This is a genomic window from Chryseobacterium candidae (genome assembly GCF_004916905.1).
Classification (GTDB): Bacteria; Bacteroidota; Bacteroidia; order Flavobacteriales; family Weeksellaceae; genus Chryseobacterium; species Chryseobacterium candidae.
In genome coordinates this window covers 56,262-76,234 of sequence record NZ_SDLV01000055.1, presented here as the reverse complement: position 1 = coordinate 76,234, position 19,973 = coordinate 56,262, and the positions used below count along the sequence as shown (strand labels likewise).

At 36.4% G+C, this 19,973-nt stretch carries 15 protein-coding genes and 1 pseudogene; 12 read left to right on the top strand and 4 right to left on the bottom strand.

Annotated elements, in window-relative coordinates; translation table 11 throughout:
* Nucleotides 1–195 precede the first annotated feature (195 nt).
* The 3 genes from EK417_RS19560 (at nt 196) to EK417_RS19550 (ending at nt 3,827) form a co-directional block, all read left to right on the top strand.
* Nucleotides 196–1,143 carry a beta-1,6-N-acetylglucosaminyltransferase gene (locus EK417_RS19560; RefSeq protein WP_076595633.1) on the top strand — a complete coding sequence of 316 codons (948 nt, stop codon included), beginning with the start codon at nt 196–198 and terminating at the stop codon, nt 1,141–1,143.
* Between the two features lie 110 nt (nt 1,144–1,253).
* Nucleotides 1,254–2,465 carry a winged helix-turn-helix domain-containing protein gene (locus EK417_RS19555; protein WP_136523114.1) on the top strand — a complete coding sequence of 404 codons (1,212 nt, stop codon included), beginning with the start codon at nt 1,254–1,256 and terminating at the stop codon, nt 2,463–2,465.
* A 330-nt stretch (nt 2,466–2,795) separates the two neighbouring features.
* Nucleotides 2,796–3,827, top strand: a complete 1,032-nt coding sequence (locus tag EK417_RS19550) for a hypothetical protein (protein ID WP_136523113.1) — start codon at nt 2,796–2,798, stop codon at nt 3,825–3,827.
* A 257-nt stretch (nt 3,828–4,084) separates the two neighbouring features.
* On the opposite strand, the gene EK417_RS19545 is transcribed toward EK417_RS19550, so the two are convergent.
* Nucleotides 4,085–5,131, bottom strand: coding sequence for a helix-turn-helix domain-containing protein (locus tag EK417_RS19545; RefSeq protein WP_136523112.1), 1,047 nt, complete (start codon nt 5,129–5,131; stop codon nt 4,085–4,087).
* Between the two features lie 265 nt (nt 5,132–5,396).
* Between EK417_RS19545 and EK417_RS19540 the strand changes: the two genes are divergently transcribed.
* Entirely contained in the window at nt 5,397–6,227 is an 831-nt protein-coding gene (locus EK417_RS19540) for a phage tail-like protein (protein ID WP_110366954.1), read from the top strand.
* A gap of 232 nt (nt 6,228–6,459) precedes the next feature.
* Here EK417_RS19540 and EK417_RS19535 read toward each other — a convergent pair whose 3' ends face one another.
* On the bottom strand, nt 6,460–7,968 hold the full coding sequence (locus EK417_RS19535; protein ID WP_136523111.1) for an amidohydrolase family protein: 1,509 nt from the start codon (nt 7,966–7,968) through the stop codon (nt 6,460–6,462).
* Between the two features lie 296 nt (nt 7,969–8,264).
* On the opposite strand from EK417_RS19535, the gene EK417_RS19530 reads away from it, so the two are divergent.
* The 5 genes and pseudogenes from EK417_RS19530 to EK417_RS19510 form a co-directional block, all read left to right on the top strand.
* Nucleotides 8,265–8,723 carry a hypothetical protein gene (locus EK417_RS19530; protein ID WP_168802042.1) on the top strand — a complete coding sequence of 153 codons (459 nt, stop codon included), beginning with the start codon at nt 8,265–8,267 and terminating at the stop codon, nt 8,721–8,723.
* A gap of 105 nt (nt 8,724–8,828) precedes the next feature.
* On the top strand, nt 8,829–9,914 hold the full coding sequence (locus EK417_RS19525) for an efflux RND transporter periplasmic adaptor subunit (RefSeq protein WP_136523110.1): 1,086 nt from the start codon (nt 8,829–8,831) through the stop codon (nt 9,912–9,914).
* Nucleotides 9,915–9,929: 15 nt separating this feature from the next.
* Complete coding sequence (locus EK417_RS19520) at nt 9,930–13,091, top strand: efflux RND transporter permease subunit (protein WP_136523109.1); 3,162 nt, start codon at nt 9,930–9,932, stop codon at nt 13,089–13,091.
* Nucleotides 13,084–14,553 (top strand): TolC family protein, encoded by a 1,470-nt coding sequence (locus EK417_RS19515; RefSeq protein ID WP_136523108.1) that lies wholly within the window; start codon nt 13,084–13,086, stop codon nt 14,551–14,553. Before EK417_RS19520 ends, EK417_RS19515 begins: the two co-directional genes overlap by 8 nt.
* A 982-nt stretch (nt 14,554–15,535) precedes the next feature.
* Nucleotides 15,536–16,031: pseudogene (locus tag EK417_RS19510) on the top strand (TonB-dependent receptor plug domain-containing protein); the annotation flags it as partial.
* Between the two features lie 163 nt (nt 16,032–16,194).
* Here EK417_RS19510 and EK417_RS19505 read toward each other — a convergent pair.
* Nucleotides 16,195–16,707, bottom strand: a complete 513-nt coding sequence (locus tag EK417_RS19505) for a hypothetical protein (RefSeq protein ID WP_110366960.1) — start codon at nt 16,705–16,707, stop codon at nt 16,195–16,197.
* Between the two features lie 111 nt (nt 16,708–16,818).
* Between EK417_RS19505 and EK417_RS19500 the strand changes: the two genes are divergently transcribed.
* The 3 genes from EK417_RS19500 to EK417_RS19490 all read left to right on the top strand — a co-directional run bounded on the left by EK417_RS19500 (nt 16,819) and on the right by EK417_RS19490 (nt 19,537).
* A complete protein-coding gene (locus tag EK417_RS19500; protein WP_136523107.1) occupies nt 16,819–17,856 on the top strand; it encodes a serine hydrolase domain-containing protein in 1,038 nt (345 codons plus the stop codon).
* Between the two features lie 344 nt (nt 17,857–18,200).
* On the top strand, nt 18,201–18,761 hold the full coding sequence (locus EK417_RS19495; RefSeq protein ID WP_076595621.1) for a hypothetical protein: 561 nt from the start codon (nt 18,201–18,203) through the stop codon (nt 18,759–18,761).
* A gap of 80 nt (nt 18,762–18,841) precedes the next feature.
* Nucleotides 18,842–19,537 carry an ABC transporter ATP-binding protein gene (locus tag EK417_RS19490; protein ID WP_076595620.1) on the top strand — a complete coding sequence of 232 codons (696 nt, stop codon included), beginning with the start codon at nt 18,842–18,844 and terminating at the stop codon, nt 19,535–19,537.
* Between the two features lie 40 nt (nt 19,538–19,577).
* Here the strand turns inward: EK417_RS19490 and EK417_RS19485 are convergent, their stop codons facing one another.
* Complete coding sequence (locus tag EK417_RS19485) at nt 19,578–19,868, bottom strand: hypothetical protein (RefSeq protein WP_136523106.1); 291 nt, start codon at nt 19,866–19,868, stop codon at nt 19,578–19,580.
* Nucleotides 19,869–19,973 lie beyond the last annotated feature (105 nt).

Genomic DNA, 19,973 nt, shown 5'->3' with positions numbered 1-19,973 from the left:
AACTGAAAGAAAAAAATGATTTTAAACTATGACAGAATAGCAAAGGCAGTGACCTGTTTTATAAATGTTCTGCAAACCTACGATAAAAAAACCGAACACCGCTTTATTTAATTAACTGATTATCAAAAATTTATTCGTACCTTCCGAAAATTAACCGAATTATTTGCTGACGCGGATGATTTTAAACTCCGGAATATGCAAGCTTCCTCCGCCATACCCAGCCCTTCTCCCCAAACATTAGAATCACATACAGGCCCTCATGTAAGAATTGCTTATTTCATCATGATACATCACAGACCTGAAATATTTAAAAAGATGTTTCAGAAGATCTATACAAGGGATCAGTTTTATCTTATCCATATTGATAAAAAAGCGAAACAAGATTTCATTGAAGAAATACAGCTTTATATCGTTCATTTTCCCAATGTCTATATTCTGGACAGTATGAATATAGTTTCGGGAGGCTTCAACATCGTTCAGGCAGAATTGAACGCTATGGAATTCCTCCTCAATGTTAGCAAAGAATGGGATTATTTTATTAATCTGAGCGGTGAAGATTATCCGCTGAAGTCACAAAATATTATCCGTAAATTTCTTACCGCCAATAAAGGCAGGAATTATCTTTTTTATTATGATCAGAAGTTTTACAGACCTGATACCCTGCAAAGAATACAAAATCACTTTACAGAATTGGCTTATGTAATCTCATCTCTCATCTACAAAAGATCTTTTATGAAAAATGTAATCCCTTATATAGGGGGCAAATGGTTCATTTTCACAAGAGAAACATGCTTATTTTTAACCAACAACAAAACGGTAATGGATTTTGAAGACTATTATCTTCATACTTTTTTACCTGCAGAATCATTTTTTCAGACGGTTCTTATGAATACATCATTCAGTGATATTATTATCAATGATGATAAAAGAGCGGTACTTGAGACCTCTCTCTTTCAAAATACACAGAATACATTCAACTACATTCAGTCTTTAAAATCCGGGAATCAGCTTTTCATCAGAAAGGTCAATAAAAAAACAGATGAAAGTATCACAAAATATATTGAAGACAGCTATCTCACTCCCCTTCCCTATGTGAATGAAATCGAAAGAGAACTGAAAAGAGATAACCGTCAAAACAACTGATTTTTTGAACAGCTTACCCAAGATACTTAAAACAGATACTCTTCAATGCTTTTCTGATAAATCATTATATTTGAACAAACGTCATCAAACCTGTTTTCTTCAAATTAAAAATGGAAAAGAAGCTGATACCGGAACACTTAAAGCTTGCTACATTAGACAGCCAGGGATTAACACAAAACACCCCTTTCGGAAGCGGAAAAAATGCGGTTCTTACTGCTTTGGAGCATCTCGGATATATACAAATTGATACTTTATCTATGGTAGAGCGGGCCCATCATCATACGTTATGGGTGAGAATCCCTGATTTTCAGGCAGATTATCTGGAAAAACTGGTAGAGGAACGTAAAGTATTTGAATACTGGTTTCATGCTGCTTCCTATCTTCCCATACAAGATTTCCGGTATGTTTTACCCCAAATGCTGACAATTAAAAGAGGTGGATCCCGTTACTACAATGCTGACCCCAAAGTGATGGAATACGTGACAGATACCATCCGTAATGAAGGGCCTAAAAGAGCAAGAGATTTTGAAAATGAAAGCCATAAAACAGGAAGCTGGTGGAATTGGAAACCTGCCAAACTAGCTCTTGAAAGACTTTTTATGCAGGGAGATCTGATGATCAGCGGACGCTCCGGAATGCAGAAAACTTATGATCTCGCTGAGAGAGTTCTGCCATCTTTCATTAACACTACAGAACCTACTCCTCTTGAGTTTGCAGAATATCTGGTAAAAACCAATCTGAGAGCGTATGGATTTACGACATTAAAGCAGATTACCCATCTCAGGACGGGAAATGATTTAAAGAATAACGTTAATAAGGTTTTACAAACAATGCTAGAAGAAGGATTGATATCTCAGGGCAAAATAGAAGGATTTTCTTCCGTCTTTGTTCGGAACGATGTTCTTGACAAGACATTTGATCTTAAAGATTCCAATATCCGGCTGCTCTCTCCTTTTGACAACGCTATCATCCATCGGGATAGAATCAGACAGATTTTTGGTTTTGATTTCCGGCTGGAATGCTATACTCCAAAAGAAAAAAGGCAGTACGGCTATTTCTGTCTGCCTATCCTGTTTGGAGATCAGTTTATAGGAAGGGTAGACTGTAAAGCTCACAGAAAAGAAAAAAAGCTGGAGCTTATTCATTTACATATTGAAAACCATACTCTAGACGTAGAGTTATGGCTGAACCCTTTCATAGAAACAGTAAAACGTTTTGCCGTTTTCAATAACTGTGAATCTTTGATTCTGACAAAAATAAGTCCGTCAAAGTTGAGTATCCCTGTAAAAAAAGAATTGTCAGGATTAAAGTTTAAAAAGTAGGTAAGATTTCTTAAAAGACAAATCGCACTAATCACTTCAATAAGTGATCTGTTGTATGGTCAAAATAATCCTCAGCTGAAAAGATCAGCTACGGATTTGTTTTTTTAACATTGTTAATTAACTGAAAACAGGACATCCACTCTTAGCTGTAAATAAAACACTGCTTCAGTAAACAGGACATTAACAAATGAAAATCAGAATCATATAAAACACAATTACTATTATTAACCGAATTTATAAATCCGCTTATATATATTTTTTCACATAATAAATTATAATTTAAATTGCATTTAGAAAGTATTTATAGTAACCCTTTAAAATAATTCTGAAATGAAAAAAAATTTAACTGTGCTGAATATATTATTTTGCAGCATGCTTTTCTCCCAGGTAGGTATTAATACAAACACTCCTAAATCCACTCTAGATGTGGTAGGAAAACCATCTGACCCTTCCATATTTGATGGAATTATTGCTCCAAGAATTACAGGAGCAGATCTTAAAACAAAAACATACACTGCACAACAAACCGGAGCGCTGGTATATGTTACAGCAGCTGACCCTTCCCCTTCAGGACAAACAGTGGATGTTGTTTCTTTGGGGTATTATTATTTTAATGGTGATGCTACCATCAATAAATGGATCAAAATCGCAGCCGGCCCATTCGATCAGACCAATGATGAATGGACCAATGTTCCTTCAGGCAGTAAAATTGAAATAGGGAAACTTTCAGACGGCACAACATCCAGACCTGCGGGCACTGAATTTATAGTGGCAGATAATGGGAGAACCAGTATCGGCTCCGCTGACAACAGTGCAATGGTTACCATCAATACAGTAAATACCAATTCGATTCTTAAACTGATCGGGCTGAGCAATAGCAATAACAAAACAGCTTCATCCATCAATTACAATAGAACGCTCCCCTTGCATGCTGACAATAATGGAAACATCTTTTCCAAGTTCAGTATAACGTCAGGCAGCACTAACGCACTCACTTTTGATGGTAATTATACAAGTACCCCTACTGCTCAGACCTTAGTAACGACTAACCAGGGATCAATTGTAAAATTCACCGTTCATTCAGGATTTGCATTTGGTGTTCCAGGCTCTGGTGCTGTAGTGTATGGTGAAGTTGTATGGTCTCCTACTAATAAATTCCAATGCAGGTATTATGGATCGGCACCAGGAACAGGAACCAACAACCTTACTGTAAGCGGTGAAGGTACAGATATTCTTACTTTTGATTTTGATCTTGGTGTAGACTTTATTCTTGAAAAAACAGCTGCAGGTATTACCTACAGAAATACAAGTCCATCCACCAATATAGGCTTTAGTATTTACGACAGCTTCAGATCACGATAAACAGCATATAAAATATTTTTGATAGTCCGTATATCAACCTAAGGCTTCGGCAGGATCAGTCTTACATCACTAAAAATCAAGCATTTAGCGTTAGAATTATCACACTGAGTTTGTCGAAGTGTATATTCTAAATCTTTGATTTTCAGATTAAACCACATATTAGGCTATTTGCGGATATTCAAAAAAATCTTAAATAAAAGAGGTCTTAAATTTTTCAATTTAAGACCTCTTTTATTGGTAAGCGTGATCTGAATATTTTATTCTGCGGAATTTATAACTTTCATTTCTTCTATCGGATCAGGCATCTCCCTTTTAAGTAGAGAATTGATGAATTCTGATGGAGTCATATTTTCAAACTGTTTAAATGTTTTATTAAATGTAGACTGATGTCTGAAACCGGCTGAAGTATAAATATACATCAAGGTGTACCGGTTATAATTATTATCTTTTTTCAATTCTTCTTTAATATAATTGATCCTGTAGCTATTTACAAAAGTTTTAAAATTCATTCCCGTATTGATATTGATAGCTCTGGAAATATATGTTGTATTCGTATTAAGGCTCTCTGCAAGGTCCTGAGCCAAAAAATCAGGGTCTTTCCACGGCTCGCTTTTAAAATGATCAATAATCTGTTCATACAGTGCTGTATAAGTTTCATTTATAGCAGCTGTATAATCTTCCTCATCTAAAGTAGTATCATTTTTATGCATAATACTACTATTCCTCAAATAAATTTTAACCTTTTCATTTGAAATCAAAATATTATAATAGAGAAGAAATATTCCTATAATAAAAAAGGTAGAAATAATTTTTATTGTCCCTACATAAGCACTATAATGAACCTGCAGAACATCGGGATAATAAGGATCCGGGAGTGAGACTATAGTCAAAAAGGACAACATTATAGTAACAATGCAGTATATAACTGTCTTGAAACTATAAAAATTATAAATTCCAAAAGGAATTAAAAGAATAAATACAGAAACCTCAGGAGTATTTTTCAAGAAAGCAAAAATCAGAATGTTCAAAAGGGTTATATGAACCACAATATAGTAGGTAATCAGATATCTGAGAATAAAATAATCCAGTTTATAAACTACCACAGTGACCAATATAAGAAAAAGTGTAAAGCTGAACATCACCATCGCAATATTGGTATTTCCTTCAAAATAGAAGAAAGTTTCATGAATGAGTAATACGGTTACTAATATTAAATTATAATGAAGAATATATCTTTTGAAAAGATTATTAAGGGAAGACATATTGTAATCTTCATTTTCTTTGATACCATTTAATTTCATCATGAGTATAACGCTTATGTTTTATACTAAATTAATCATTTTTCAACCTATAATAAATTATTCATAGAATATTTTCATAAATCAACTTAATTAAGTTACTAATATATAGAAATTTACTTTAATTCAAACACCTTTATAAACATTATCAATTTATCATATTCAGTTTATTATTCCGTCTATATTTGCGCAGACAATAAGTTTGTGAATACAAGTATTAATCGTTCATAATAACCATTATCGTTAAACACACAAAAAAAAAAGTCAAAAAATGAAAAAAAAGATTTTACTGCAGATGGCACTGTATTTTACATGCACAACTTTATTTGCACAGGTAGGAATTAATACATCTACTCCATTGGAAGCATTCCATATTGATGCAGCAAAAGATAACCCTTCATCAGGTAGTCCGACATCTACGCAGCAAGCCAATGATTTTGTTATGACCGCCAACGGATCTGTAGGAATAGGGACTATTTCACCTGATTCTTCTGCAAAGCTTGATATAAGCACATCCAGCCAGGGATTTCTTCCTCCAAGAGTAGATCTTACTTCCTACACAATGGATCTGGACGGCATAAGCGGCCAGGCAACCGGTCTTCTTGTCTACAATATAGGGACAAATCTCTCGCCCGGATATTATTACTGGGACGGAACAGGATGGAGAAGGTTCAGTCTAGGAGCGGGAATTACTCAAAATATTACCTTTGTTACCGGAAGCAGGACCTCTTCCAATCCGTATATTGTACAGGATAGTGATTATTATGTTTTTATAAGACTGTCCGGTACCATCTCAGGGCCTACCAATTCCGGATCTGCTCCGGATTTTATCAATACGAATTATAATATTCAGTTACCGAATCCTGAGCTTTTCCCCGGGCGTGAACTTTATCTGATTAATGATTCCGATGGTGCAAACGGAACAGCTTCAGGGTTACATGCATATACCAATTATCCTATTTACGGAACATATATCAACGGGATAAGTAATAACTATACAACAGGTAACGGAGGCGATTACCGAATACAAGAGAACTATCCTAAAGTAAAAATAGTAAGTGACGGCGTTAGGTGGATCGCTGTACAGGTTACTATTGTATAATAAGATCAAAATAAAGACGGTCCAATAAGCTTTTGTTCCTGTCTTCCTTATATAAGATATCTTAAAGAAGTATTTTTTTATACCCCACAGCTTCAAAAACACAAATGCCTAAATATAGTCCGGGATAATATTGATCCCGGACTGATTTTATGCAAAGTTAAGACCGGATTCAACTGTCAGGACACTTCTGAATGTCTTTGAAAACCGGATACTGCTTTTACCAAAATGATAATTAATTTAATTTCAGATTTGCTTTCTGAACAAAGTCATTCCATTGCAGATTCAGGTAATCAACAGCTTTCTTTTTCTCATTATCATTCAAAGAAGAATAAGTAATGGAATTGAAGACCAGCTTCTTCAGGGCTTTCACATCCAGTTCCCAATAGACCAGTGTAACCCAAAAATCATAGCTCAAACCTGTATATCCATACACTGATGGATCATCACTGTTGATGGAACATTGTACTCCATTACTTAATAATACTCTTGCCGGATGATTTCTCAGATCACTTACATATCCTAAGATCTGATTACTGAGTGGGCTTACTTCCACCAGTTTATTTTGTTTTCTGACCTGTTCCATTGTTTTTGGGAAGTAAATCAGATTCAGTCCGTGGCCAATTCTTTTATTGTTCAGCAGCACTACATCCAGAATATTTTTATTCAGAATAGAATTGCTTTCGCCGGCATGAAGGAAAAGAGGCAGTTCCACTTTGTACTTTTTACTAAGTCCGCTCATTTTGGCCCAGCTTTTCTCAAAAAAACTGATATTATGCCCAGCCGCTTCATCTGCCACAAGATCAAAGCCTGAGATCATATCCGGAAATTCTTTCTTCATTTCGAATGCCGTTTCCAGCTGTTTTTCAATACTTTCATTATCTAAGAATTTAAAGCTTGAATAGATCAGTTTCAGAGTAAACCGGGGATCTGATTGGTGTACTTCTTTAAGAATGTCCTGCAGATCTGTGATGGAAGTTTTCAAAGGATACTTTCCATGCTGAAAATCATAAAGCTCATCAAAAATATATCTGATTTCTACATGCTGTACTTTATCTTTTACTAAATCCTGAAATCCTTTCAGATAATATTCTTTAAAGAAAGGACGGTAGGGAAGCAGTAAACTGATACGCTTAAAACGTTTTTCAAATTCAATCCAATAATCTGTATAAGAGCAAAGGTTATCACGTTTCAGCGTAAGAAGATCCTGAAGTTTTTTTTCAAAATCAGGATTTGAAGTGAGTTTTTTATCAAGGTTTACAAATCCGTCCGGAATTTTTCCTTTTTCAAAAAATCCCAGCTGTCCGGAAATAAACTGATCATTATCTTTCTGATCGTAAACATAGCATTCCTGATATTTTCTGGCTGTTGAAATAATCCATCTCACATCTGTAATTCCACCGCTGTGGGTATGGAGCAGACCTCCTTTCGGCATTGTCTGAAGGATTTCAAACAGCTTGCTGCTTTCTATTAATGGTTTTAACTCATTAAAAGAGCTGTTATATAAAGATATTTTCTTTGCTTCGGAATCACTCAGAAACTGTTCACGAAGCTGGAATAGTTTTTTATCCAAAGCGATTTCCGCATCGGACAATTTTATATCAGCATCAAACGCCATTGCTGCATTTTCTGTCTCTGACAGCGTCAGGCTTTGCTGATAAGCAGATTTTTCAGTCACTTTACTTTGGCCCCAGAATAAGGGTGCCCCAAAAAGTGATATATAAATAAGGTATTTTTTCATCATAATAAATATAAATATTGGAGGATTTTTTTGTACTATCGGTTATGCTTTAACCTTTAAAAGTAGCTTTTTACAGCAAAAATTGTGCAAAATAAAGCTAATTCAAAAAAAGATTAATTTTTATATTGAAAAACTTTACAATATTCACTTTCCTTATATGTTTCGGGTCTATCTTCTTCCTAGCCAAAAAGGAAAATCAGGGAAACAGATCTATTTTTTAGTCAACAAACTACTTTTAACACTTTTTTAATCTTCAACGGTTGCACTTATTTTGAAGTTTACCTACCTTTGTCACTGGGATGCGGAAAAGATTTTATCAATATTTGTACAGCTTGTTATTTGCTATGCTTACCATTGTAGGATGGTATTACGGGCAAATTCAACAGTATATTTCAACGGATATTCCTTCCGATATTCATTTTACCACTGATCTTCTTATTCATAAGAAAAAGAGCTTCAAAGAATCTTTTGCATTTCTTAAAAATAATGAAGCCAATGATACTTACAATGTCAGCCATCCGCGATACAACAAAATCAGAGCTAATCTTTCTGAAAATGACAATGAAAATGACGACAATGTAGAAACCTCAGGTTCTACCCAGCTTCTTGCCCTTTTTAAAGATGGTTTATGGCATCTCATTTCAGGCTTTGTCACTACATTTCACAACAGACAAATTGCTGTTTCTCTTGCTCAATCAGAACATTTAAAAACCTTAGACGATGATCTGTACATCCAGTACAGGGTCATCCGACTGTGATTTTATACTAATTTTTTCGAAAATCTTATCTGCTTTCATACTCTGCTATGAGAGCCGGTAACTCTATTTTTTCAATTATAAATTATTATAAAAACAATATTTATCATGGTCAAGAAAAGTCTCATGTATATCAACTTGTGCCTTATTCTACTGTTTGTAGGCTGTCAATCTGAAAAAAAGGAAAAAACAGAAGCAGCTTCATTCAACGTTACAAGCCCTCTTATAAAAGATACATTGGTGAACAAAGATTATGTTGCGCAAATCCGTTCCATTAATCATATTGAGCTTCGAGCTCAGGAAAAAGGATACATCCAGTCTATTTATGCAGATGAAGGGCAGTTTGTACAAAAAGGACAGCTGCTGTTCAAAATCATGCCCAATCTTTATGAATCTGATGTAAACCGTGCCAAAGCGGAAACCAAATACGCAGAAATTGAATATCAGAATACCAAAAACCTTTCCGACAAAAACATCGTTGCTCCCCAGGAAATGGCTATGGCCAAAGCAAGATATGAAAAAGCCCAGGCCGAGCTTTCTTCAATGAATACCCATTTGAGATTCACAGAAATCCGTGCTCCGTTTGCCGGAATTGTAGGAAAATTACATGTGCGTAAAGGAAGCCTTGTAGATGAAGGTGAATTGGTAACTGAACTTTCAGACAACAGCAAAATGTGGGTATACTTCAATGTTCCTGAAGCTGAATATCTTAATCAGATGGATGCGAAAAAAGATAACAACCCATTGCATGTACGTTTAAGAATGGCCAATGGCAAAGAGTTTACCCAAGATGGTATCGTACAGACCATAGAGTCTGATTTTGACAATGAAACAGGAAATATCGCTTACAGGGCTACTTTCCCGAATCCAAAAGGACTGTTAAGATATGGAGAAACCGGAAACATTGTTATTACTTCCCCTTATTCCAATGCGATGATGATTCCACAGAAAGCTACTTTCGAAGAGCTGGAAAAGAAATATGTCTATGTGATTGGTAAAGATGGCAAAGTACATGCAAGAGAAATAAAAGTAGCTGCCGAATTACCTCACATTTATGTAGTTTCTTCAGGACTTGGAAAGGATGACAGAATCCTGCTTGAGGGTCTTAGAATGGTTCAGGAAAACCAGAAGATCAGCTCAAAGTACCAAAAGCCTGAAAAAGTAATGTCGAATCTGGATCTGTACGCCGAGTAACCCAAAAGCAGCATTATGTTTAAAAAAGTAATACACCGACCGGTTTTCGCCATTGTGATATCGGTTGTGATCCTGTTTATGGGAGGTATCGCCATGAAGCAGCTTCCTACAGAACAGTTTCCAAAAATTGCCCCAACCACAGTAGCTGTTTCTATTGCCTATCCGGGAGCGAGTGCAGATGTATTGGTAAAATCATCTTTGATTACGATTGAAAATGCTATCAATGGAGTTCAGGGAATGCGTTACATCACTACTGATGCCACCAGTGCCGGAGAAGCTACGGTAAACGTTGTCTTTGATCCCGGAACCGATCCCAATGAAGCGGTGGTTCTGGTAAAAACCAGAGTAGATCAGGTAATGCCTTTATTACCGGAACTTGTACAGAAAGAAGGAGTTGTAGTAAACCCGATTCAGCCGAGTATGCTGATGTATGTAAACCTTTACAGTACAAATAAAAGTATGGATGAAAAATTCCTCTACAACTACTCTATGGTGAATATCATCCCGGAAATTAACCGTATCCACGGGATTGCAAAATCTCAGATTCTGGGAAGCCGTAGATATGCCATGCGTATCTGGCTGAACCCTGACCGTATGCGTGCTTACTCTATTTCTGTAGATGAGGTGATGAAAGCCATTGGCGAGCAGAGTATCATCGGACGTCCGGGAAGAATCGGACAAAGTTCCGGGATTGCAGCACAGTCGCTGGAATATGTATTGACGTATAAAGGACAATATAATAAACCGGAAGAATATGAAAACATCATTGTCCGTTCCAATGCTGAAGGAGAAAATGTGAAGCTGAAAGATATTGCCAAAGTAGAGCTTGGAAGTGAATTCTTTGATATTTATTCCAATCTTGACGGCCATCCTTCCGCTTCTATCGTTTTAAAACAAAACTACGGAAGTAATGCGAATGACGTGATCAGGGATGTGAAAGCAAAACTGGCAGAAATGAAAGGAAACTTCCCTCCGGGTGTTGATTACAAAATCAGTTATGACGTTTCACAATTTCTGGATGCTTCTATTGAACAGGTAATGCACACGTTGAGAGATGCATTTATCCTTGTAGCCATCGTTGTTTTCATTTTCCTTGGCGACTGGCGTTCTACTTTGATTCCTATTATTGCCGTACCGGTTTCCCTGATCGGAACTTTCTTTGTCATTCAGTTCTTCGGATTAACCATCAATTTGGTTACTCTTTTCGCATTGGTATTGGCCATCGGTATTGTGGTTGATAACGCGATTGTAGTAATAGAAGCCGTTCACGCCAAAATGGAAGACAGTAATATTTCGCCTTACAAAGCCGTAAAAGAAGTAATGGGTGAAATTGCAGGTGCTATTATTGCTATTACGGCCGTGATGGTAGCTGTGTTCATTCCTATTTCATTTATGACAGGTCCGGTGGGAACTTTCTATCGTCAGTTTTCTATTACCATGGCAAGTTCTATTGTGATTTCTGCGGTAGTAGCCCTTACTCTGACTCCGGTTTTAGCTGCGATGTTACTGAAAAACCATCATGGAAAGCCGAAAAAAACAAATATTTTCACCAAAGCTTTAGACTCATTCAATAGCGGGTTTGATAAAATAACAGGAAAATACGCTTCATTCCTTAGAAAAATCGTGAGCCGAAAGGTGGTAACATGGGGAATTCTGATTGCTTTCTGTGCCGGAATTGTGATGATCAATAAAGTACTTCCGGGCGGGTTTATCCCGAATGAAGACCAGGGAACTATCTATGCTATTATCCAGACTCCTCCGGGTTCTACCCTTGAACAGACGAATAAGGTTTCCAGAACATTGCAGAAAATCTGTATGGGTGTAGATGGTGTGGAATCTGTATCATCGTTGGCAGGATACGAAATCATGACGGAAGGCCGTGGTTCGAATGCAGGAACCTGTCTGATTAACCTTAAAAGCTGGAACGACCGTGATCATTCTGTAAAGGAAATTATGGAAGAGCTGGAAGAAAAATCAAAAGACCTCGGAGCTACCATTGAGTTCTTTGAACCGCCGGCGGTTCCGGGGTTCGGATCTTCGGGAGGTTTCTCTATGAGGCTTCTTGACCTTAACAGAACGACTGATTATCAGGAATTTGACAAAGCCAATAAAGATTTCATCGCCCAGCTTAAAAAGCGTAAGGAACTTTCAGGAGTCTTCACCTTCTTTGCGGCTAATTATCCACAGTATGAACTGGTTTTTGATAATAATGCAGCAATGCAGAAAGGAGTTTCTATCGGAAAAGCGATGGACAACCTCAACATTCTGATCGGTAGTACCTATGAACAGGGCTTTATCCGTTTCGGACAGTTCTTTAAAGTATATGTACAGTCGTCTCCGGAATTCAGAAGACTTCCTACGGATATTATGAATCTGTATGTGAAAAATGACCGTGATGAAATGGTTCCTTATTCCGCATTTATGACCATGAAAAAGACACAGGGACCTAATGAAATCACCCGTTACAACATGTACAATTCCGCAGCAATCCGTGGACTTCCGGCTGCAGGGTATACTACTGCTGATGCTATTCAGGCTATCAACGAAACGGCTGCCAAAACACTTCCTCACGGATACAAAGTGGCATGGGAAGGATTGTCTTACGATGAGGCACAGCGTGGTAATGAAGCCATCTATGTATTCCTTGTTGTTCTGGTATTTGTGTATCTGGTTCTGGCCGCTCAGTATGAAAGTTTTCTTATTCCGTTTGCTGTACTTTGTTCACTTCCGGTGGGAGTATTCGGGTCTTTCTTATTATTAAAAGCTATGGGTCTGGAAAATGACATCTATGCACAGGTTGGATTGATCATGATTATCGGATTACTGGGTAAAAACGCGGTGCTTATTGTAGAATTTGCCGTAAAAAGGCGTCAGGCAGGAGATTCTATTCTTGAAGCGGCTGTAGAAGGCTCAAAAGCCCGTTTCAGACCGATTCTGATGACCTCTTTTGCCTTTATTGCAGGATTGGTTCCGCTTGTTTTTGCAAGAGGTGCCGGAGCGATCGGAAACCATACCATTGGGGCATCTTCACTGGGAGGTATGCTGATAGGAACGCTATTCGGAGTGATTGTAATTCCGGGGCTCTACTACATATTTGCCAAATGGTCTGATGGTAAAAAAATGATCAAAGACGAAGATGAATCTCCATTAAGCGAAGACATGATCCATTATGAATAAAAGAAAAATATATCAATATACAGGTCTGGCAGTCGTCTTATTAAGTCTTACTGCCTGTAAACCTATCGAAATCGTACAGCGTACTGAAAATAAAACAGTACCTGAAAAATACGGTTCTGCAGAAAACGACACCATCAATACAGGAAAAATGAAGTGGAATGAATACTTCAGTGATCCTCATCTTCAGGAGCTTATTAGTCAGGCCCTTCAGAATAACCAGGAACTGAATATTGTTCTTCAGGAAATTGAAATGTCTAAAAATGAAATCAAAGCCAAAAAAGGAGAATATCTTCCATCTGTAGGTTTAAAAGCCGGAGCTGGTGCAGACAAAGTAAGCCGATACACCAATATCGGGGCTATGGAAGCCAATACAGAAATAGAACCGGGCAGAGAAATGCCTGAACCTTTGTTTGACTTTGGCGTTGGCGCTCAGGCACAGTGGGAAACCGATATCTGGGGAAAGCTTCATAATGCCACAAGAGCACAGGTACAGCGGTATCTTGCCAGTATTGAAGGAAAGAACTTTATGACAACTCATCTTATTTCTGAGATTGCCGATTCTTATTATGAACTGCTGGCGCTGGATAATGAGCTTGTGATTCTGAATCAGAATATCAAAATTCAGAATGATGCGCTGGATATCATCAAAGAGTTAAAAAAGAATGCCAGATCCAATGAATTAGCTGTGCAGAGATTTGAAGCTCAGGTACTGAAAACTCAGGGCATGCAGTATGACATCCGGCAGAAGATTGTTGAAACTGAGAATAAGATCAACTATCTGGTGGGAAGATTTCCTCAACCAGTAGAAAGAAGTCAGGATTCTTTTGATTCTGTTGTTCCGCAAGCAGTGTATGGAGGAATTCCTTCCGAACTATTGGAAAACCGTCCGGATATCAAACAGGCTGAATATGAACTGGCTGCTGCCAAGCTTGACATTAAAGTGGCCAAAGCAAGGTTCTACCCTTCTCTTGATCTTTCTGCAGGAGTCGGGTTACAGGCTTTTAATCCGTTGTATGTCATCAAACCTCAGTCGTTTCTGTTTTCTCTTGCGGGAGAACTTACCGCTCCTCTGATCAACAGAAGAGCTATTAAAGCGGCTTATAATAATGCCAATGCCAAACAGATTCAGGCAGTGTATCATTATGAGCAGACTGTTTTGGGAGCTTATATTGAGGTAGCGAACCAGTTATCTAAAATTCATAATCTGGAAAGAAGTGTGAATATCAAAACGAAAGAAGTGAATGCTTTAACCAGGTCTATTGATATTTCCAACGATCTGTTCAAATATGCCCGTGCTGATTATATGGAAGTTTTACTGACTCAGCGGGATGCGCTGGAATCCAGATTTGAGCTGGTAGAAAAGAAAGTGAACCAACTTAAAGCGAGTGTTGCTGTTTACAGAGCTTTAGGTGGCGGCTGGGACCAGACACCTTTGGAAGTTCCGGATATTAAGAAAGAATAAATCCATATTTTAATCTTGTTTTCATAAGAAGTTTACCGAAAGGTAGGCTTCTTTTTTTAGGTTTTGGCTGAAGCCTGATGAATTTTTTAATCTTCGGTAAACGGGCTAAAGCCCGTTCCTATTGAATATTTTCATTTTTCCCACAGATTACACAGATCAACACAGATGTTTGAGTATATTTCTTTCATTCGCAATTCATAATTCATAATTCATAATTCATAATTCTATTCTAGCCCTGATAGCAGCGGTTACCCCGCAACAAGCGTTGATGTCTTCGGCTAAGCTGAGGGTGACAGCCAGGCGTGAGGAGTATGAGCGGATAGCAGGATAAAGCTTCTAATGCTCATTTTCATTGAATACAGCTATAAAATAAACAAAAAAGTCTACAAAATAAATAGACTTCTGATTTTAATTTTAATTCACCTTTGAAAATTAACTTTTTTATCATTTTTAAGATTTTCAAAACAGCAATCAACAGATTAAAAATCAAATATTTACGATTTAATAATTTAATTAAAATCAATTAACCTACTAATTTAGTAGACTAATATAATTTATCTCATACTCTCCTTTTACAGGGGTTTGTCAATTATTAAATAATTTTGACCAGTTAAAAAAATCATAAACTTTATTCTCATGAATAAGAATACCTTTAATTCTTACCTATGCACCATTACGGCGGCAGCTCCTGCACAGCAAAATTGTTGTGGAATGCCTGCCCTTTCACAGCACAACTGTATTTCTCAAGACATGTGCTCTGATATGATGGGCATGATAATGATGTGCTAACTTTTTAAGAGATACATTCATTACTGTAGGAATTAAAGCCAAAAAGTTCAAGGCTTCTTTCATCCGGGTACATCTCCTGTAAATTTTACTTTTCTATTTTGTAAAACCTCCCTGAAAAAGGAGGCGGAAAGTCACACTTTTTACCGGGAGATCAGCAATAATAAACAATTCAGTTTAAACCTAGATTAATATAATGAAAAAGAAACAATGCAAGCTTGGTGTATTGGCCTTACTGCTATTCGCGGAATATGGTTTTGCACAAAGTAAAGACAGCCTTTCCAAGGAAACTTCCATCAAAGAAGTAGTGGTGGTAGCCTTTGGAAAACAGAAAAAAGAAGAGATTACAGGATCTGTACAATCATTGAAGGCTAAAAATCTTTCTAATCTTCAAAACGGAAATATTCTTCAGGGAATTGGAGGAAAAGTGACGGGAGTACAGGTAATTTCTTCCGGCCAGCCAGGTTCTCAGCCTACGATCAGAATGAGAGGAATAGGCTCTATCAACGCCTCCAGCGACCCCGCTGATTGTACTGGATGGAATTCCGTACAGCGGAAACCTGAACAGTATTGCGGCATCAGATATTGAAAGTATTTCTTTTCTTGAGGACGCCTCTTCGAATGCTTTGTATGGTTCCAGAGGAGCCAATGGAGTGATTATTGTGAACACCAAAAGAGGAAAAAGTAAAGGGACGCAAAGTTTTTCTAAATTTTGAGTATAATTTTAAGGCGCAAAAAAAGTCAAAAATTTTAGCAAGAGAATGTTTAAAATTTTCTCATGATTTCAACAAGTTTTGCATAAAAATCTGCTTAATTTGCAAAATCTGTGAGAGATAAAAGAAATCAACAGATTCTTTATTTTATAATAATGTCAGACTTATAATTGTCTTTCACCAGCTCGCCATTTTTATACAGTCTCTGGTTAATCACCTTCCCTTTTTCATTAAAATAAAGCCATAAAGCATTTTTTCTTCCCAGAGAATCTATTCGTCCTATTTCCTTCGGCATTTTATTGTTATGAAGAATCTGAATCGGAAATAATCCTTTTAGATCCTTTAATGAATCCATTTTTTCAGGGATCAACTCAGATTCCTCCCCGATTTTGAAAATATATTTTTTTCTTTGATTACTCTTTAAAATCAGCTCATCGCCTGATATTTCATATTTCCCTTCTGAGAAAGGTGCTGTTACAATTTGATCATAGCTTATATGTTCTGTCTTTAAAAATTCAAAGGTTCCGTCTTTTATATAAAGTGAATAGGTTCCATTTCCAGATTCCAGTTCAGCATATTTAGGATATTCTTTATCTTTTTTGCAGGATATAACAGACAAAAGAAGGATGAGAAGACTAATGGTTTTTATTTTCATGGGAAACTAAATTATTAAATATTTGAAATAAAAGCAAAAGAGGAAATACATATATTTGGAAACATTTTAAAGTAATATCCATTTCTTAGTCTCTCAATACAAAAAAACATAATGACCTCGACAAAATTATTCTTAACAGGTGTATTTTCTATTCTTTTATCCGTTATCATAACAGCTCAGAAGAAAGACAGCTATATGGGAAAAGTAGACAGTATTATCATCTCTGCCAGCCCAATAGCATTCAACGGAGTTGTTTTGATAGCTCAAAAAGGAAAAATACAGTATCTGAAATCCAATGGTTACAAAGATTTCGAAAAGAAGATTTCTTTAAAAACAGATGATCAGTTTGAAATCATGTCAAATTCCAAGCAGATGACTGCCGTTTTAATTTTACAGGCTGCCGAACAGGGGAAACTGAATCTTCATACTCCTATCAGAAAATACCTTCCTTCTCTTACCCAAACCTGGGCCGATACGGTTACGATCCATCATCTTCTGAACCATACCCACGGGATTACCAATCCGGAAAAACCTGCAGCTTTCAAAGCCGGTTCACAGTTCAAATATGGTAATCTTTCCTATATGATGCTTGGGGAAATCCTTAAAAATACAACAGGGAAAAGTTTCGCAGAATTGGCCAATACCCTTTTCAAAAAGCTGAGAATGAATAAAACTTTCGTCTACAATACAAAGAATAATCAATCTCTCGTTCCTGGTTATATGAACAAAAATAACCGGTTTGAAAAAGTAAAGGAAACCTTTCTGAATGATAAAATAGCATCTGCTGCAGGTATCATTTCCACAGTGCAGGATCTTGCAAAATGGGATCAGGCCTTATTTAAAGGGAAACTTCTCTCTCCTGAATTTCAAAAGCTGATGCTGACGCCTTCTACCCAATCCCAGCACAATGTTTTCGGAAAAGAAAGTATGGGGTTCGGGTATAATGTAAGATTTATCAAAGAGGCTGGGCTGGATTATTTTGCGGTGACAGGTCTTGGTGATGGTTTCACCTGCCTTAACACCTATTTTCCTTCCACAGATACTACCCTCATTATTCTTGAAAATCAGATGCCTGAAAACAGTGAATACTGGAGTGGTAAAGAAGCTGCGATAAAGAATGTGATTATTAAAGCCATAGCTACCCATTGATATTTTTATTAATTAGTGTACAAAAGCTCATTTTTAACATTTATTTTTAATAAATTTTTAATTTAGCCATACCTGAGTAATTTCCAATCTGTTTTTCAACACCTTACACGATATCCAGAATTATAAACCTGATTTAAAGAAAAATAACAGTCCTTTTGGAAAACAGAATCAAAACCATGATTCACAATTCTTTACACAAACAATGAAATCCATAGCATCAGTAGATGATCTCTTATAAATATTAAAAAAAAGTGTTACTTTTGCTTTAACAAATAAAATTGTTTTTAAGCTTTTTTATGAGTAAATTTATGTGCACCAAGTTATAAAACATTAAAATTCATTCCATGAGAAAAATAATTCTACTTATTACATGTATGTTCGGTATTTCAGTTTTCTCACAGATCAAAGTGTTGAAAAATGAAAGTTTGGTGGAAATTGGTAAAGATAATTCCGTTGGTCTCTATAAAAAGGAAGATAAATTTACAGTTAACTACCAGGATCTGAACACCAGCAACCTGAATACAATCCGATCTTTTTCATTCCAGAACATTAATGGAGATGTTGCCGGATTATATAAACTTATTATGGATGGTTTTATTTCCGCTCCAGAAGAAAATGTGGTATTGGAACTGCCCAATGATATTATAGAACTTCATTATGAAAAAAACTACGGGCAGCAGACCATGCAGTTTATTCAGGTGATCAACAAAAATAGAAAATACATTGGCAAGTCACAGTATTTAACCCAAAAACAGGTGGAAAAAATCTTTGGCCGAACCAACGGTAAATATACTATGTATGACAAACCCGCCAGTATCAACCCGGCAGCAGTAAAAGGAACCACCAATACAGCTTCTACAGCAGTTCCTGCATCTGGCGGAACCAAGAAAAAATCAAGAAAATAATTATATTTTAAAAATATTGCGAAACTCGTTCTACCGGATGAGTTTTTTTATTTTATTTTTGCATAAAGATAGTAAAACCTATGCCGCTTCAGATAATCAATTTAACCAAAAAATTTGGTGAACAGACTGCCCTTGACAACATCAACATTTCTATTGATAAAAATGAGATCATCGGTCTTCTTGGTCCAAACGGTGCCGGGAAATCTACCCTGATGAAATCTATTGTCGGTGCACTGAAAATTGATCAGGGAGAAATTATTTTCAATGGGATGAATATTGCTGACCATGAGATTGAAAGCAAAAAGAAAATCGGTTTTCTTCCTGAAAATAATCCGCTTTATCTGGAAATGTATGTAAAAGAATACCTTCAGTTTGTGGCCAATATCCACAAAATTTCTGAATCAAGAGTAGATGATGTGATTGAACTGGTAGGAATTACTCCGGAAAAATCAAAAAAGATCGGACAGCTGTCTAAAGGATACAAGCAACGTGTAGGATTGGCACAGGCCATTATTCATCAGCCGGATTTACTGATTCTGGATGAACCTACCAATGGTCTGGATCCTAACCAGATTATTGAAATCCGTAATGTGGTAAAAGAAATTGGTCAGGAAAAAACAGTTTTACTTTCTACGCACATCATGCAGGAAGTAGAAGCGCTTTGTTCAAGAGTAATTCTTATCCATAAAGGAAATATTCTTCAGGACTGCCCTATTGATGAGTTTAAAGGCAAATTTGAAAGCCTGGAAGATGCTTTTGCAAGCTATACCGCATAAAAAATATGAAACCGCCCGAAAGTTTTTCGGGCGGTTTTTTTTAGTTTTTTAGTATATATCCTACAGGTGCTGTAAGTTTTAAAATCTCGTACTTTTTATAGTGAACCCAGAATTTATTTTTATCATGAAAATCCTGATTCATGTAAAGGGTATCTTTCTGAGGCATAAGTACTACAAAAATATCTTTGTCAACCACTCTTATTTTCTCACTTACAATATGAATATCTGACAGTTCTTTTTTTGAGAAAAATGAATTTTCCTGTTCTATTTTTGAAGTTTTTATATTTTCTACAAGTTCATTTTTAACCAAATGATTGCGTACTGTAATCATTAAAAAAAATAAAATTAAGCTAATAAGCATTCCAAAATAAGCTCTGGATTCTTTTCTTACAATCTTACAATAGATTTCAATAATGGAGAAAATAAAAAAACTAAT